The sequence below is a fragment of the Bradyrhizobium sp. AZCC 1578 genome (genome assembly GCF_036924675.1).
In the GTDB taxonomy this organism is placed as follows: Bacteria; Pseudomonadota; Alphaproteobacteria; order Rhizobiales; family Xanthobacteraceae; genus Bradyrhizobium.
Genome location: NZ_JAZHRZ010000001.1, coordinates 1,090,817 through 1,107,639, shown reverse-complemented (window position 1 = coordinate 1,107,639; position 16,823 = coordinate 1,090,817). Strand labels below are relative to the sequence as shown.

Here is a 16,823-nt window from a genome sequence, read left to right as displayed (position 1 = left end):
TCCGAAGGTATTTCCGGTTCGCGTGAAGAAACGCGGCAGTTAAGCAGGCCTGCGCATTTGGCTGTCATAGTCTCTAATGCGCACTAACCATCGCACAACTTAGAACTGTCATAATCGCCATATCGGCGTACCGCCGCCGCCATTTTTACATAGCCTTAAACCCGGCTGCATTGGATGCCCTGGGACTGAGTGCGCGTAGCGGGGCAGGTTATGGTTGCGGCCAACAGATCATCGAAAAAGTCGTCAGAAAAATTCAACACCGAGATGTTCGCCGACGTCCCGGTCCTGAAGCGCAAATGGCAGGCTGCATTGCGTCCGGGCGAGAAGCTTCCACGCTATGAAGACATCATGCTCGGCAGCCTCGGCCGGCTGGCGGATCACGTCGTGCTGCTTCGGAACGACAACGACACGCTCTCCGTCTCGCACACCGGCCGCTACGTCCAGCAATGGCTGAATGATGATCGCTGGGACATTTCCTTAAGTGCATTGCCGCCGGATTGCGCGACCGCGCTCGGCGAGGCGGCATCCAACGCGCTGCAGAACTGCCGCCCGTACCTCGCCACGGCGCATTGCGTGCGCGACGGTCTGGTTCGGACCTATGATGTGCTGGCGCTGCCGACGTTGTCGCGCTGGGGCGGTACCCTGATCGGGACCTATGTCAACGAGCGCGATGCGCAATTCAATCTGCTGGACACGATCTTCTCAGCGACCGATGAGGGCGTGCTATCGCTGGCGGCTGTTCGCGATGCGGACGGGCAGCCGTCCGATTTCCAGATCGTCCATCTTAATCAGGGCGCCGCGCGACTGCTGCGGCAGCCGTCGACGGAGTTGTTATGGCGACGGCTTGCCGTGGGCGGAAACCTGTTATGCGCGCCGGAGGTGACCGAGCGTCTGCGCGACATCGTCGTCAGCGGCAATGGCGATCAGATCGAAATCGATGGTGGGGACCGCTGCCTGCGACTGGGCGTGACGGCGTTCGGCGACATGCTTTCGTTGACGGTCTCCGACTTCACGGCGCTGAAGCGACGCGAGGTTTCGTTCCGCCTGCTGTTTGACAACAATCCGATGCCGATGTGGGTGTTTGACGCCGAAACGACCCGGTTCTTGAATGTCAACGACGCGGCCGTGCGCCATTACGGCTACCCGCGCGAGACGTTCCTGCAGATGCAGCTTCGCCAGATCTGGCCGGAGGACGAATGGGCCAGCCACAGCCAGGCGCTGCGGCAGCTCGGCGACATCTACAATTCGAGCCGCGACTGGCGGCATCTCAAGGCCGACGGCAGCGAAATCCACGTGCTGACGTTCGGACGGCGCGTCGCCTTCGACGGACACGACGGCTATCTGGTGGCCGCGGTTGATATTACAGAGCGCCGCGCGGCGGAGGCGCGGATCGCCCACATGGCCCATCACGACGGCCTGACCAACCTGCCGAACCGCGACTTCTATCAGGAGCGCCTCCGCCGGGCGCTCGAACGGGCGGCGTCCGGCAACAGGCGCGTGGCGGTGCTGTGCGTCGATCTCGACCTGTTCAAGAACGTCAACGATTCATTCGGCCATCCAATGGGCGATCGTCTGTTGAAGGCGGTAGCCGAGCGGCTGAAGTCCGAGGTTCGTGGCGACAATCTCGTCGCCCGGCTCGGCGGCGACGAGTTCGCCATCGTGATGGTCTCGGAGGTGTCGCCGAACGAGGTGAGCGACTTTGCCGACCGACTGATCGGTGTGTTGAGCGCGCCCTACGACCTCGATGGTATCGAGGTCGTCATCGGTGCCAGCGTCGGCATCGCGCTGTCGCCCGGCGATGGTGCAAGCTGCGAGGAATTGATGCGCAACGCTGACATGGCGCTCTATCGGGCGAAATCGGATGGCGGCAACGTTCATCGCTTCTTCGAGCGCGAGATGGACCGCCAGGCACAGAAGCGCCGCGACATGGAGCGCGACCTGCGTCGCGCCTTCGCGAGTGGCGAATTCGAACTGCACTATCAGCCGCTGGTGGATATTGCCGCCAACCGTATCAGCGGTTTCGAATCGCTGTTGCGCTGGCGCAGTCCGGAAAAGGGCATGATCTCGCCGGCCGATTTCATTCCGGTCGCCGAAGATATCGGATTGATCGTGGCGCTGGGCGAGTGGGTGCTGCGCGAGGCCTGTTCCGAAGCTGCGAACTGGCCGGAAGACATCAAGGTCGCCGTCAACCTGTCGCCGGTCCAGTTCCGCAGCCGCAACCTGGTTCAGGCGGTGATTTCGGCGCTGGCGCATTCAGGTCTGTCGCCGCGGCGGCTCGAACTCGAAATCACCGAGTCGGTCTTTTTGGCCGAGACCGAAGCCAATCTTGCGATCCTGCATCAGCTTCGCGAGCTCGGCGTCAGCATATCCATGGACGATTTCGGCACCGGTTATTCGAGCCTGAGCTACTTGCGGAGTTTTCCATTCGACAAGATCAAGATTGATCGCTCGTTCGTGAAAGACCTCGCCCAGCGGACCGACTGTGTCGCGATCGTACGCGCTATCTCCGGCCTCGGGCGCAGCTTGAACATCACGACGACAGCGGGAAGGCGTCGAGACCATGGACCAGCTCGACTGGCTGCGCGCCGAAGGCTGCAACGAGGTGCAGGGTTTTCTGTTCAGTGCGGCGAAGCCGGCATCCGAACTCGAGGCATTGCTGTCCGATTTTGGCGCCCGCGCCTCGAAGGCTGCCTAGGCCTAAAACCGCGTCACGATTTCGGACAGCGCCGGGCGAGGGCGATCTTCGACCGGTTTCGACGGTGTGCCGATATGGATGAAGCCGGCGAGTTTTTCGTCCGCCTTCAATCCGAGCCCGTCGAGCACGTCGCGGTCGAACGCGAACCAGCCGGTCAGCCAGCAGGCGCCGTAACCGAGCGCGGTGGCGGCGTTGACAATGTTCATCGCGCTGGCGCCGGCGGACAGCTCCTGCTCCAGGGGCGGTACTTTTGGATGCGGCCTGGTGAAACTGACCACACCGATCACCAGCGGCGCGTCCATCAGCCGGCGCTTCTCGATCTCGATATCGGCGGCCGGCGCCGACGGATTTTTACGTTCAAACACCGTGGCGATGACCTCGCCTGCGCGAAGGCGCCCGTCCCCCTCGAACACGATGAAGCGCCAGGGCGTCAGCTTGCCGTGGTCCGGCACCCGCGCGCCGATGGTCAGAATAGTCTCGAGTTCGCTTGGCGTCGGGCCGGGCCCGCTCATCTCGCGGGGCTTTACCGAGCGGCGGATCTTCAGGAGTTCAAGGGCGTCGGGCACAAGGGTCTCTTTCGTCGGAAATGGCTGTGCCAGAGATAGTGGCACAGCCGCTTCAGCGGAAGCCGATTTAGACCGATTATGATCAGGCGGCCGCCCGCATCCGCGTCACGTCCGGCGGCGTTGCTTCCTCGACGAGGGCGGCCAGCGCCTCGTCGGTCGGCATCACCTTCTGCCCGTCGCTGCCGAGCCGGCGGATCGAGACCGAATGGGTCTCGGCTTCCTTCTTGCCGACGACGAGCAGGGCAGGGATCTTCGCCAGCGAATGCTCGCGGACCTTGTAATTGATCTTCTCGTTGCGCAGGTCGATCTCGACGCGCAAGCCGGCCCTTCGTGCGGCAGCCGCGACTACCTTGGCGTATTCGTCGCCTTCGGAGGTGATGGTCGTCACCACAACTTGGGTGGGTGCCAGCCAGAGCGGGAAATTGCCGGCAAAGTGCTCGATCAGGATGCCGATGAAACGCTCCATCGAGCCGCAGATCGCGCGATGCACCATCACCGGCGCCTTCTTCGAGCCGTCGGCATCGATGTAGAACGCGCCGAACCGTTCGGGCAAGTTGAAGTCGACCTGCGTGGTGCCGCATTGCCAGTCGCGGCCGATGGCGTCGCGCAGCACATATTCGAACTTCGGCCCGTAGAACGCGCCTTCGCCGGGGTTGATCGCGGTCTTGATGCGGTTGCTGCCGCCGGCCTGAATTTCCGCCAGCACGGTGGCCATCACGCGCTCGGCATGATCCCACATCTCGTCGGTGCCGACGCGCTTTTCCGGCCGGGTCGAGAGCTTGACCGTGAGCTCGCCTTCGAAGCCGAAATCGGCGTAGGTCGACAGGATCAGGTCGTTGATCTTGAGGCACTCCTCGGCGAGTTGGGCTTCGGTGCAGAAGACATGTGCGTCGTCTTGCGTAAAACCGCGCACGCGCATCAGGCCGTGCATCGCGCCCGAGGGCTCATAGCGATGCACCACACCAAACTCCGCAAGGCGTAGCGGCAGGTCGCGATAGCTCTTCAGCCCGTGCTTGAAGATCTGCACATGGCCGGGACAGTTCATCGGCTTCAGCGCAAACCAGCGCTTATCCTCCGCCTCGTCGCCGGCCGATTGGGCCGCGAACATGTTCTCGCGGTACCAGTCCCAGTGACCCGAGGTTTCCCACAGCACCTTGTCGAGGATCTGCGGCGCGTTGACCTCGTCGTAGTCGCCGGTCAGGCGGCGGCGCATATAGGCAATCAGCGCCTGGAAAATGGTCCAGCCCTTCGGGTGCCAGAACACCACGCCGGGGCCTTCTTCCTGGAAGTGGAACAGATCGAGCTCGCGGCCGAGCTTGCGGTGGTCGCGCTTCTCGGCTTCCTCGATCTGCTTGAGGTAAGTATCGAGCTCTTCCTGCCTGGCGAATGCCGTGCCGTAGATGCGCGTCAGCATCGGGTTGTTGGCATCGCCGCGCCAATAGGCGCCCGCCACCTTCATCAGCTTGAAGGCGGTGCCGATCTTGCCGGTCGAACTCATATGCGGGCCGCGGCACAGGTCGAACCAGTCGCCCTGGAAATAGATTTTTATGGGCTCGTCGCCGGGAATGGTGTCGACCAGCTCGACCTTGAAGGCCTCGCCTTTGTCGCGGAACACCTGCTTGGTCTTTTCGCGATCCCAGACTTCCTTCGTGAAGGGCTTGTCGCGCGCGATGATCTCGCGCATCCGCTTTTCGATCGCCGCGAAATCTTCCGGCGTGAACGGCTCGTTGCGGAAGAAGTCGTAATAGAAACCGCTCTCGATCACCGGGCCGATCGTGACCTGCGTGCCCGGCCACAGCGACTGCACCGCTTCGGCCAGCACATGCGCGCAGTCGTGCCGGATCAGTTCGAGCGCGCGCGGGTCTTCACGGCTGATGAGTTCGATCTTCGCATCGTGCGAAATCGGATCGTTGAGATCGGCGACCACGCCGTCCAGCGCCATCGCGACCGTGCGCTTGGCGAGCGAGGGCGATATACCCTTGGCGACGTCGAGCCCGGTGGTGTCCTTGGCGAAATCGCGCTTCGCGCCGTCGGGGAAGGTGAGGGTGATTTTTTGCACGGGTTCGGCCGGTTTCAAATTCGCAAGGCCAAATTGGAACCCCGATGCGGGTGCATTGCTGTCAGGCATTGGCGTCTCCTAAAGCTCACTCCTGCGAACGAGCGCAGGTAAGCGGGAAAGCAGCGGTATAGCAGGGGATTCGGCCCCTGCAATCGGGCAATTTCGCGAAATAGGCCGTGATGGCAGGGCCGCAGGGCAAACATCTGGCCCCATCGTCCGGGAAAGAATGCTTCTCCGTCACGGCGACGTACGCAGAGCCGCTCGGCATCAGCGCCGTCAAATCAATGAAACTCATAACGAGCGATGACAAATAATCCGGTATCGCGTCCTTTTCTTGGCACGGCCCACAGTCTACATGCATCTGCATGAAACATGTGCCCGGGCCCGTCCACGCCGAGCGCCGCTTTGCACCGACTGCGCTGATGCTCGGCAACGTCGTCACCGGCTGCTCGGTGCTGGCCCCGGCGGGCATGCTGGTCGAACTGTCTGCCGGTCTTGACGTCTCGATCCGCACCGCTGGTCTTCTGATCACCTTCGGCGCGATCATGCTGTGTGTCGGTTCGCCGGTCACGGCGTGGCTGACTTCCAAGATTGAGCGCCGCACCCTGCTGACGGCCACCCTTGCGGTGCTGGCGCTTACCAACATTGCCTCCGCCTTTGCGCCTGACTATGCGAGCCTGCTCGCCATTCGCCTGGTCATGCTGGCAATCGGCGCGCTCTACACGCCGCAAGCGGCGGGAACGGCCGCACTGATCGTGCCTGAAGCAAGACGCGGCAGTACCATCGCCTATATCTTTCTCGGCTGGTCGCTGGCTGCAGCCGTCGGCCTGCCGGCGATCACCTTCATCGCCAGCCGCTATGGCTGGCAGGCGGTCTATGGCGCCATTGGTGCAATGAGCTGCCTGAGTTTCCTCCTGCTGGCGTGGCGTCTGCCCCGCGGGCTGATGGGTGCGCCGGTCGACCTCAAGACCTGGGCGGCCATCGGCCGCAACCGGATGATCCTGCTGTTGCTGCTGATCACGACCGCGCAGATGTCCGGCCAATTCGTGGTGTTCACCTATATGGGCCCGTTGCTAGCGCGGCTGACGGCGGCGGGCCCGGACCCGATCGCCGTGGTATTCGCCGTCTACGGTATCTGTGGTGTCATCGGCACCGCGATCGGAACCCGGATCGTCGATTCCTGGGGCGCATGGAAGACTTCGATGCTGTTCACGTCGGTGTTGCTGGCTGGCGTGGGCGGATGGGCGCTCAGCGCCGGCATCTATCCGCTGATGGCTGTCTCCGTCGCGATTTGGGGTATTGGATTTGCTTCCACCAATTCGATGCAGCAGGTGAGGTTGGTCGGCGCCGCGCCTGCGCTGGCGTCCGCATCGGTGTCGCTCAACACATCCGTGCTCTACGTCGGACAGGCCATTGGTTCGGCCATCGGCGGTTTTCTGTACGCGCGCGATTTGCTCTTCGCCAATGGCTATGTCGGGGCGACCTTTGTCGCGTTGGCGCTGGTGACGGTGATTCTAACCAAGCCGAAAAAGGGCCAGGGAAGCGCACCGCGCTGATGCTGGCCGAAGACTTTTGACATCCTTACGCGAGTTCCATAGATGTAATGTTATAACATTGCGCTATGGGGCTGTAAGTAATGGAAAAGTTTGGCAATTGGTGTGAAGTCGGGAGGCGGATCGGACGCCGAATGCGGTTTTTGGCAGTTCTGGCCGCAGCATCCTTTGCCGCGGGCGGTGCACGGCCCGCCATTGCTCAAACCGTTCCTCAGGCTGTCCTGCCTCCGATTACGGTGGAAGGACGGCCAGCCACCAAGCAAAAGCAGCGAACGAGCAAGCGCTTGCAGATGCGGGCTGCGTCCGTCGCGCGCCAGGCGCAGACCGGCGCGGATCGAGCGCCGCAAGGCCCAATCGACGGATGGCCAGGTGGCTTGCCGCGCGACCACATCCGTTCGACGACCGATCTCAACGTGCCCAATACGACCGGATCGCGACTGCCGGGCACGGCTCGCGACATCCCGGGCAGCGCGGAGAGCGTCAATCAGGCGACGATGCAGGAGCGAGGCAAGACTAGTTGGGTGGACGCCCTTCAAGGCTTGACCGGCTTTACGTCCGCCGTCCGGCCAGGAGCTGCCGGCGTTGCATCGACGCGGGGGTTCACCGAGAACGGCATCGCAGTGCTCTATGATGGAATCCGTGTCACCAACACCACGATCAGCACGCGCAACTACGACAGCTTCATTTTCGATAGGGTAGACGTGCTGCGCGGACCGGCGTCGGTCCTTTACGGTGAAGGCGCCATCGGCGGCGCCGTCAATCTCGTTCGCAAGCAACCGAGCGGGGTCACCGAGCCGTCGGAAACAATCTCCTCGCTCACTACTCGCGAAGGCGTCCGCCAGGCCGTGGGAAAGGGAGGTCCGCTGGGGAATGGCTTCTCTTATCGACTCGACGGCGTCGTCAACGGATACAACGGCCCGGTCGATGACAACCAGGTCAGATACGGCAATGTCGCAGGTGCCTTGCGCTGGGATGTGACGCCGCAATTGTCATCGACCGTCGACTTTGACTACATGAAATCGAAAATCGAGAACGCGTATTGGGGCACGCCCCTGGTGCGAGGGAAAATCCGCTCCGATCTCCGCGAGGTCAACTACAACAACCTGCCGAACAACAAATACGACGACAGTGTGCTGTGGCTGCGCTGGAATACGACGTATGACACCGAGGAGCTAAAGATCCGCAATCGCTTCTGGTCCTATCAATCCGATCGCGATTGGATCAACACGTACCGCTTTGCCTATATTCCCGCAGGCGGCACCTGCTCTTTCCGCGGGCAGAACCTCCTCAACAACACCGGTACAGACCAAGTCTGCCGGCAAACATGGGAGAATCTCGGCTACGACCATCGCTTTATCGGCGATCGTTTCGACGTGAACTGGAACGGCAGCTTGGGAGCGATGCCGCTGTCGACGGTCATGGGCGTTGAGGTTGCAAGCACGCGATGGGACAGTCCGCGCAACGAGGTGACATCGCTTCAACTCGTCGATCCCTATAATCCCGCACCGACGGACTTCTTCACCCGAGGCACTGCACGGACACAAAACGTGCGCGCGGATCTGACGCAGAAGGCGGTTTTCGGCGAGGCGCGCCTGGAGGTGCTCAAAGGGGTCAAAATTGTTGGCGGGTTTCGAGTCGATCAAATGGAGGTGGACTACAATCGGCGGCCGGCGAACCAGCTCTACAGCAAAACGTTCGAACCCAGCACCTATCGCATGGGTGCACTGTGGGACATTCGCGCCGACACGACGCTCTACGCGCAATATGCAACTGCGGTTGAGCCGCGCTTCGCTCTGTTCACATTGGGCGTCACCGACACTCCCTTCAGCCTCACCAATGCGCGCCAGGTGGAGGGCGGTATCAAACACGCCTTCGCGAACGGACGAGGTGAGCTGTTGGCTGCCGTCTATCAGATCGAAAAGACCGATATCCCCTCAACCGATCCTCTGACGGGATTTACGGTTCAGGTGGGCAAGCAGTCATCCCGCGGCTTTGAGATTTCCGGCAGTTATCGCCCGATCGAGACTTTGCGCCTTGAGGCGAACTTTGCCTACGTGAATGCCCGGTATGACGAATATCGAACAAGTACGACCGCGAATTACACGGGCAATACGCCGCCGAATGTGCCGCAGGTCGTGGCGAACTTTGGTGCCACGTGGCAGCCGTTTACAAACTGGGCGGTCGGCGCGTGGATCAATCACAGGGCCTCCATCAACGCTGACGATGCCAACCTCGTGACGTTGCCGTCGGCCACCATCGCGGATGTTTTTGCCACCTACCGTTTTGCGCAAAACGCCGACCTGACATTCCGCGTTCGTAATATCACCGACGCGGTCTATGCAGCTTGGGCTACGGATGCGAACTACGTCATTCTCGGCGCGCCGCGGACCTTCGAGCTTTCTCTCCGTACGCGGTGGTAGGTAGATCCTGGAATGCTCGTTCGCAGCAGGCGTCGTCGTGCTCCGCCGGCTGCGACGCGCATGGTTTCCGAGGCCGGCAAAGCGTTCGTGTTCGGACATGGGACACGCGCAATCAAGATGACCATTCGATCCGGGATGATGGCAGGCACGCCGCGATACCGCGCCGAGGCCGTTAGCGATTGGCGTCGGGCGCACCGGCGACGCGGGTCAAAGCGGGCGTTGCGGCCATCTTGACCAGCACGTCCTTGACCGGATGCTCTGTCCAGGCCTGCGTGACGTAATCGCGATGGGTGACGCCGTCAGGCGTCTGCACGAACACGACGCTGCCGGGCTTCAACGGCCCGTCCATGCTCTCGGTGACGCTGATGCCCCTGTCGCGGAGCATCTGCATCAGCTCCAGATCGTGCCGCTTGGTGTAGCGGGTATAGGAGCTGACGAAGAAGCCGGTCCGGTTCTTCTCGATCCATGAAGCGAACTTGTCGAGTTCGCCATAGACGGCGTCGAGCAGGAACACACCGCGGACCCGGTTGGGAAGACCGCCGACTTCGAGGCTCCACGCCGTCGGCAGGAACCCGCCGCTATAGCCGACGATCACGATCGGCATGTTGGCGAACGCCTGCGCCGACTTCGGATCGCCGTGGAGGCGGGCGAGGTGGCTTGCCGACTCCTCGATGAAGCGCTTGAAGCCGCCCGGCTGCCAGAACTTGCCGGCCGAGGAGTCGGCGGCGTTGACAGCCATTTGCGGGGCGAGCAGCACGGCGTTGACGCCCGAATCCGAGATCTGCTGCGGCACCAATTGGCGGTCGCGGACGTCGCGCTCCAGCGTCGCGCCGTTGCCGTGGAAGAACACCACAATCACGCCCGGCTTCCTGACATCGAACGTCTCGGGGACATGTACCAGCACGCGGCTGTCGTTGTAGGTCTCGTCCTGCCAGTAGACCTTGCCGCTGTAGCTGCGATGGCCCTTGCGGTCGCCTTTGACGATGTTGAGGAACGGTTCTTCCGAGCGCGGATTGGTGCCGAAATAAGGGAAGGCGGAGGATTTCATGCTGACCAGCGTGGTCAGTTCTTCACGCTCATTGCGGGGTAGCGTCAGCGTTGGCGTCAGCGAGGCGACCCGCATTGGCTCGGTACGCACCGCGTGCGGCTGCGGCGCCAGTGCGACCTGGCGCTGGACTTGCGGCAAGCTTTCACCCGCGGTCGGGAAACGGTCGGCGAATTGCGGCTGGGGGAAACGGTCGTCGAACGTGTCGGCGGAAGCCTGCGGCTTGGCGGCCCGGGATTTGGCGCCATCCGTGTTCGCCGCCAGCATTTCCGGGGTCGGCGCCTTGCCGCATTGAACCAGGACGAAGGATAGCGGCACGATCAGCGCGGCTATCGCCGCCCAGTGCCATCGAAGGGGCAGCGCACGGCGCGGCATGGCCGGAGACGTCGCCCGGCTGGCGCGATCAACTGTCGGGAAATTCGGATTAGCTCCGACCATCCACCCCAATGTCCCAAGATCCACCGTCAACCGGCGTAAGCTCGCACGCCTTTAGGCGACGTTAAGCGTCCGGAAAAACTCCCCGCATCCGGAAGCCCAAAGGAGACCATGCAATCGTGTCGCGATTGTGGGACCGCCACGATGTCTTCGCAATCCAGTAGTGGCACGGGCAGCTGGAGGTACCATGCAACCTATTTTATGTCTCAATTTAAACCCTTGTTAACATTGCTTGAATTGAGGGGCGTCAGCCTGCACGATGAGGTCCTGGCTGGGCGCTGAAGGTACGGTCCGAGATGGCGGCATCAGAAACGGAAAGCCGGTCCTGGCCTGGCTCGCGCTCCGGCAGCGGCTCGACCGTTTCGGTCCTAGTGGCGGTTGCCATCGTGGTTGCCGATATGGTCGGTGTCGGCGTCTTCACCAGCCTCGGCTTTCAGGTCAAGGATATCCCCTCGGGCTTTTCCATCCTGTTGCTGTGGACGGTCGGCGGTATCGTCGCGTTGTGCGGGGTGTTTTCCTACGGCGAGCTCGGCGCGATGTTTCCGCGCTCGAGCGGTGAGTACAACTTCCTCGGCCGGGCCTATCACTCGGCCTTCGGTTTCGTGGCGGGCTGGGTGTCGGCGACGGTCGGCTTTGCAGCGCCGGTGGCGCTCGCCGCCATGGCGTTTGGCGAGTACGGCAAGTCGGTGCTGCCCAACACGCCGCCGCTGGCACTTGCGATCGGCGTGGTCTGGCTGGTGTCGCTGGTGCAACTCGCCGGCATCAGGCACTCCTCGACCTTTCAACTGGTCGCGACCATCCTGAAGGTGGTACTCATCATCGCCTTCCTGGTCTGCGGCTTCGTGATCGGCACCGCACAGCCGGTTTCGTTCGCGCCATCGGCGTCCGACTTCACCCATATCGTCAGCGCACCGTTCGCGATCAGCCTGGTGTTCGTGATGTATTCGTTCTCAGGGTGGAACGCGGCAACTTACATTATCGGCGAGGTGAGGTTGCCGGAGCGCAACGTGCCGCGGGCGATGCTGCTCGGAACACTGATCGTGCTCGTGCTGTATGTCGCGCTCAACGCCGTGTTCTTGCACACCGCGCCGATCGACAAGCTTGCGGGCCAGCTCGACGTCGCCCGCATCTCCGGCAGCTACATCTTCGGCGAGCTCGGCGGCCGCATCGTCGGCGCGATGATCTGCTTCGGGCTGATCTCCTCGATCAGCGCGATGATGTGGATCGGGCCGCGCGTCATGATGACGATGGGCGAGGACATTCCGGTGCTGCGGCCGTTCGCCGGCCGTTCGGCCAGCGGTGCGCCGGCCTACGCCATTCTGTTTCAGCTCACGGTCGCGAGCCTGATGCTGCTTACGCGAAGCTTCGAGGCGGTGCTCGACTTCATCCAGTTCGCGCTGCTGTTCTGCTCGTTCTTTACCGTGCTAGGGGTGATCAAGCTGCGCATCACGCAGCCGGACCTGCCGCGGCCCTACCGTGCCTGGGGATACCCGGTAACTCCTGTGGTTTTCCTGCTCGTGACCGGGTTCATGATGTACTACCTTCTGACCGAACGTCCCTTGCAGTCGCTGCTGGGTCTTTTGATCATGTTTTCAGGTCTCTTGATTTACGCCGTCTTCCGCAAGCGGGCAGATCAAGTCGCCGTGGCCGCAACGGGTCGCGAATGAGCATGCTGCACTGTCTGAGAACGGCGACGCTTGCTGCTGTCATGCTGCTGGCGGCCGTGGCTGCCGTCCGCGCCCAAACCGCAACGGTGGACGACACCGCGAAATTTCTCGCAGGCCTGATGCCCTCGGCGGACTCGCCGCTGGCGCCGCTCACCAAAGATCCTGCCTGGCAACGGCACGCCAAATTCTTCGACACTGCGTTCGGCCAACTCGAGCAGCGCCAGATATCGCGGATCCGCACCTGGGCCGATACCAATCTGGCGGCGCCGAAGCCCACCATGTTCTACATGTTCTCAGGCCCGGACTTTCTCTACGCAAATGCCTTCTATTCGAAGGCATCGACTTATGTGCTGAGTGCGCTGGAGCCGGTCGGCTCGGTGCCCGATCTGACAAGGCTGCCGCGCGGCGGCATCGCGTCGGCGCTCTACAACGTCGAACGTTCGCTCAGTTCAATCCTGAGCTTCAGCTTTTTCATCACCAAGCAGATGAAGACCGATCTGCAGGCAGGGCAGATCAGCGGCACGCTGCCGATCCTCTACGTGTTCCTGGCGCGCTCGGGCATGACTGTGAGGGAGGTCAGTCCGATCTCGCTGGACGACAAGGGCGCGGCGTATTTCGCGGGCGAAAATCCCGGGCCGAATGCCGTGCGCGGCGTGCGCATCATCTTCGTGGACCCCGACGGTCAGGAAAAGACGCTGTATTATTTCTCGACCGATCTTTCCAACTCCGGCGTCAAGGCGAGCGGTTTCCTGAAATTCTGTGCGACGCTCGCGCCTGGCAACAGCCTGGTCAAGAGCGCGTCCTATCTGCTGCACTCCGGCAACTTCACCACGGTGCGCGACTTCCTGCTCAACAACAGCGCCACCATCATCCAGGACGATTCCGGAATTCCGCTCGCTTACTACAGCACTAGGAAATGGCGCTTGTTCCCCTTCGGCCGCTATCTCGGACCGATCGACGAATTCGCGGGGCGTTACCAGGAGTCGTATGCTGCACTGTTCCGCCGCGCACAGCCGGTCGATTTCGGCATCGGCTATCGCTGGCGCACGCCGGAAACGAATGTGCTGCTGTCGGTGAGATTGCCGGACGATGGATCGCCCGCTATCGACGCCACGGCATCGGCGGAGGCGGCGCCGCCACCACTGCGCCCGCGCAGGCCGCGGCCGCCTGCGAATATCGGACCGCAGCAATGGGGCGGACCACAGCCATGGGGCGGCGGGTTCTTCGTCTGGCGCTAAGCCGCAATCGCTGCAAGCGTCGTACTCAGGAAGCGTTGACGCCGCGCCAACGTCCGTAGCGCCACGGCAGATACCATCGCGCACCCGCGGGCGCCGTAAGCGGCACGTTGTCGATCCCGGACGTGCCCCAGGGATGGCAGCGCAACAGCCGCGCAAGCGTCATCCAGCCGCCGCCCCACAAACCGAAACGTTCGATCGCTTCGTCGCCATACACCGAGCATGTCGGCAGATGCCGGCAGTTGTAGCCGACCAGCAGCGACAGCGAATGCCGATAGATCCATATCAGCGCGCGTCCGGCATTGCGCGGCAGACGACGGGCGATGCTGGCACAATCCGTGCATTGTTTTTGCTGTGACGATGAAGGACCTGCCGATGCCATGCAGCACTATGTACGTAGTCTTGCGGGGGTTCCCAAGCAAGGAACTCAATTCCTGCAGATATTTAGCCACACTTAGGAATTATCGCACTGCAATGCGGCGTACCAAGCCAAGGTATTATGGACGACACACGTCAGCACAGTTACCGTTTTCATACGGATCGATGACAGAATCATCTCGCGCTAAAACGGGGCCATTGCCACTAGTCGTAAACGGGACTTGGGGGAAGGAACCAAATTGAGGTTTGAGACGTCGCTGAAACTTCGCGGTTGGGCCCTTCTCGGTGCCACCGCCTTTTGTCTCGCATTGCCGGGCGCGATCACGATGCTGGGTAATTCGGCATATGCCGGTGGCACCCTCGAAGAACGCAAACAGCCAATGCATTTCAAGTGGAATGCATGCCAGCCGGATTGCAGGGGCTGGGTCTCGGCCGTCGGCATCGTCACAGCGGATAGTCCGCGGGAGTTCGACGAATTCGCCAAGGGTCGCCAGCTCGCGGGCGCGACCATCGTGCTGGATTCCAGCGGCGGCTCGGTCAACGATTCCATCGCGCTTGGCCGGCGGTTCCGCAGTCTCGGCGCGCTGACCACGGTCGGCGCCACCGTGCGCACGAAGACCCCGCGTGGTGAACGCGTCAGCGTGGCGCCGGAAGCCTATTGTGAGTCGATGTGCGTGTTCCTGCTTCTCGCGGGCAAGACCCGTTACGTGCCGCCGGTCGCGCACGTCCGCGTGCACCAGATCTGGATGGGTGATCGCGCCGATGACGCCAAGGCCTCGAGTTACAGCGCGCAGGACCTGATGATTGTGCAACGCGACATCGGTCGCCTCACGAAATATACCTTCGACATGGGCGGCACCGGCGATTTGCTGTCGCTCGCGCTCAGTGTTCCGCCGTGGGAAGATCTGCACCAGTTGTCACGCGATGAATTGCGCCTGGCCAATCTCGTCACGACCGATGCGATCGCCGACGTGTTCCCGCAGGACAATGCGTCGGTGCCGATGGCCGAGGCGAAGCCTTCCAAGCCGCAGGATCGCTTCGTCAGTTCCTCGACGGAGGGCGACGCGCAGTCGCAGGCGGGCAAGTCGACCAAGACTGCCGAAGCCGCGGTTCCGACCGGCGGATCTGCGACCGCGCCGGTGCAGCCGGCTCAGCCGCAACAGAATCAGCCGCAACAGAAATAGGCTGCGTCCCCAACACTCGGTGTCATCATCCGCGAAAACGAAAGCGGATGATCAGTACGCCGCGGCGCTTGTGATCAAACGGGAATTCCCGGCGTACTGGATGCCCGCCTTCGCGGGCATGACAGGATTGGGTATAGGCGGGGACTTCCCTTACGCCTGCGCCGGCTGCTTGGCCTTGGCTTCGATCTGGCCAATGGCGTCGACCACGGCGTCGAACGTCAGCATGGTCGAGGCGTGGCGGGCCTTGTAGTCGCGCACCGGCTCGAGCAGGGCGATGTCGGCCCATTTGCCCTGCGGGGGACCGCCGTTTTCCTTCAGCATCTTGCGCACGGTTTCTCGCAATTCACGTAACTCGCTGGCTGTCGAGCCCACCACATGGCTTGCCATGATCGAGGAGGAGGCTTGTCCGAGCGCGCAGGCCTTCACGTCATGGGCGAAGTCGCTGACCACGGGCCCGTCCATCTTGAGGTCGACTTTGACGGTCGAGCCGCACAGCTTGGAGTGGGCGGTGGCGCTGGCGTGGGGGTCGGGGAGGCGACCGAGGCGGGGAATATTGCCCGCCAATTCAATGATCCGCTTGTTGTAGATGTCGTTCAGCATGAGAATCGGTGTCCCGGGCGGCGATCCGAGCGCCCTTGGCGGCTGGGTTTCATCGTCCTATATATGGACAGGAACGGCGGAAAAACAGCCCGGCCGTTTGCCGTAGGCGGACGGACATGGACCAGACATGGAAACCAGTTCGGCCGTCAACGTGTTGTGGATGGGACTCAGGCGCCCGGCGGCAAAACCGCCCCGTCTGCCCGGTGACACTCCGGTCTCTGCAGGCCGGTCGAACGGAGAAGACATGGACGCATTGATCAAATCCCTCCGCCCTGGCAAGCCTTCCGATTTGAAGCCTTCCGAAGTGAAATCGCCCGACGTGGCCCCGGAAACCCGCCCGGCCGAGCTCGATCCGGCCGAGTTCCTGGCCGCTGCCGTCCGCGCCGACCTGCCGCGCCCGTCGCGCGCCGAGGCCGAACATGCCGTGCACACGCTGCTCAGCTATATCGGCGAAAACCCCGATCGCGAGGGTTTGCTGGATACGCCCCGCCGCGTGGTCGAAGCCTTCGACGAGCTCTATCAGGGCTATCATCAGTGCCCGGCCGAGGTGCTGGACCGCACCTTTGGCGAAACCGCCGGCTATGACGACTTTGTCCTGGTCCGCGACATCGAGTTCACCTCGCAATGCGAGCATCACATGATGCCGTTCTACGGCAAGGCGCATATCGCCTATACGCCGGTGGAGCGGGTGGTCGGATTGTCGAAGCTGGCGCGGCTCACCGATATCTTCGCCCGCCGCCTGCAGACCCAGGAGCACCTGACGGCCCAGATCGCGGCCGCGATCGACGAGGTGCTGAAACCCCGCGGCGTTGCCGTGCTGATCGAGGCGGAGCATACCTGCATGTCGGTGCGCGGCGTCGCCAAGCATGGCGCGATGACGTTCACCAGCCGCTTCACCGGCATGTTCCGCGACAACCCGGCGGAGCAGCAGCGTTTCCTGTCCCTGGTGCGAGGGTCCAACCGGTAGCCTCGCCGAAATTTCTCCG

The 16,823-nt window shown here is 62.4% G+C and carries 11 protein-coding genes and 1 pseudogene; 7 read left to right on the top strand and 5 right to left on the bottom strand.

The window, feature by feature from the left end; genetic code table 11:
* Window positions 1-210: 210 nt before the first annotated feature.
* Window positions 211-2,695 (top strand): annotated as a pseudogene (locus V1290_RS05785) (putative bifunctional diguanylate cyclase/phosphodiesterase).
* A 2-nt stretch (window positions 2,696-2,697) separates the two neighbouring features.
* Here V1290_RS05785 and V1290_RS05780 read toward each other — a convergent pair.
* Window positions 2,698-3,261 (bottom strand): nitroreductase family protein, encoded by a 564-nt coding sequence (locus V1290_RS05780; protein ID WP_334363457.1) that lies wholly within the window; start codon window positions 3,259-3,261, stop codon window positions 2,698-2,700.
* An 82-nt stretch (window positions 3,262-3,343) separates the two neighbouring features.
* Window positions 3,344-5,389, bottom strand: a complete 2,046-nt coding sequence (gene thrS, locus V1290_RS05775; RefSeq protein ID WP_334363456.1) for a threonine--tRNA ligase — start codon at window positions 5,387-5,389, stop codon at window positions 3,344-3,346.
* 353 nt (window positions 5,390-5,742) lie between these two features.
* Between thrS and V1290_RS05770 the strand changes: the two genes are divergently transcribed.
* Both V1290_RS05770 and V1290_RS05765 read left to right on the top strand, forming a co-directional pair.
* Window positions 5,743-6,876, top strand: a complete 1,134-nt coding sequence (locus tag V1290_RS05770) for an MFS transporter (RefSeq protein WP_442895047.1) — start codon at window positions 5,743-5,745, stop codon at window positions 6,874-6,876.
* 131 nt (window positions 6,877-7,007) lie between these two features.
* Complete coding sequence (locus V1290_RS05765; RefSeq protein ID WP_334363454.1) at window positions 7,008-9,293, top strand: TonB-dependent receptor; 2,286 nt, start codon at window positions 7,008-7,010, stop codon at window positions 9,291-9,293.
* Window positions 9,294-9,465: 172 nt separating this feature from the next.
* Here the strand turns inward: V1290_RS05765 and V1290_RS05760 are convergent, their stop codons facing one another.
* Window positions 9,466-10,776, bottom strand: a complete 1,311-nt coding sequence (locus V1290_RS05760) for an alpha/beta hydrolase (protein WP_334363453.1) — start codon at window positions 10,774-10,776, stop codon at window positions 9,466-9,468.
* A 293-nt stretch (window positions 10,777-11,069) separates the two neighbouring features.
* Here V1290_RS05760 and V1290_RS05755 point away from each other — a divergent pair, with 293 nt between their 5' ends.
* Complete coding sequence (locus V1290_RS05755) at window positions 11,070-12,440, top strand: APC family permease (RefSeq protein WP_334363451.1); 1,371 nt, start codon at window positions 11,070-11,072, stop codon at window positions 12,438-12,440.
* 2 nt (window positions 12,441-12,442) lie between these two features.
* The gene (locus tag V1290_RS05750; protein ID WP_334368943.1) at window positions 12,443-13,678 is read left to right on the top strand and encodes a hypothetical protein; all 1,236 of its coding nucleotides are present in this window, start codon (window positions 12,443-12,445) and stop codon (window positions 13,676-13,678) included.
* 25 nt (window positions 13,679-13,703) lie between these two features.
* Here V1290_RS05750 and yidD read toward each other — a convergent pair whose 3' ends face one another.
* The gene (gene yidD / locus V1290_RS05745; protein WP_334363450.1) at window positions 13,704-14,057 is read right to left on the bottom strand and encodes a membrane protein insertion efficiency factor YidD; all 354 of its coding nucleotides are present in this window, start codon (window positions 14,055-14,057) and stop codon (window positions 13,704-13,706) included.
* Between the two features lie 322 nt (window positions 14,058-14,379).
* On the opposite strand from yidD, the gene V1290_RS05740 reads away from it, so the two are divergent.
* A complete protein-coding gene (locus V1290_RS05740; RefSeq protein WP_442893838.1) occupies window positions 14,380-15,237 on the top strand; it encodes a hypothetical protein in 858 nt (285 codons plus the stop codon).
* A 150-nt stretch (window positions 15,238-15,387) separates the two neighbouring features.
* Here V1290_RS05740 and V1290_RS05735 read toward each other — a convergent pair whose 3' ends face one another.
* Complete coding sequence (locus V1290_RS05735; RefSeq protein ID WP_028349133.1) at window positions 15,388-15,837, bottom strand: iron-sulfur cluster assembly scaffold protein; 450 nt, start codon at window positions 15,835-15,837, stop codon at window positions 15,388-15,390.
* Between the two features lie 244 nt (window positions 15,838-16,081).
* On the opposite strand from V1290_RS05735, the gene folE reads away from it, so the two are divergent.
* A complete protein-coding gene (gene folE / locus V1290_RS05730) occupies window positions 16,082-16,804 on the top strand; it encodes a GTP cyclohydrolase I FolE (protein WP_334363448.1) in 723 nt (240 codons plus the stop codon).
* Window positions 16,805-16,823 lie beyond the last annotated feature (19 nt).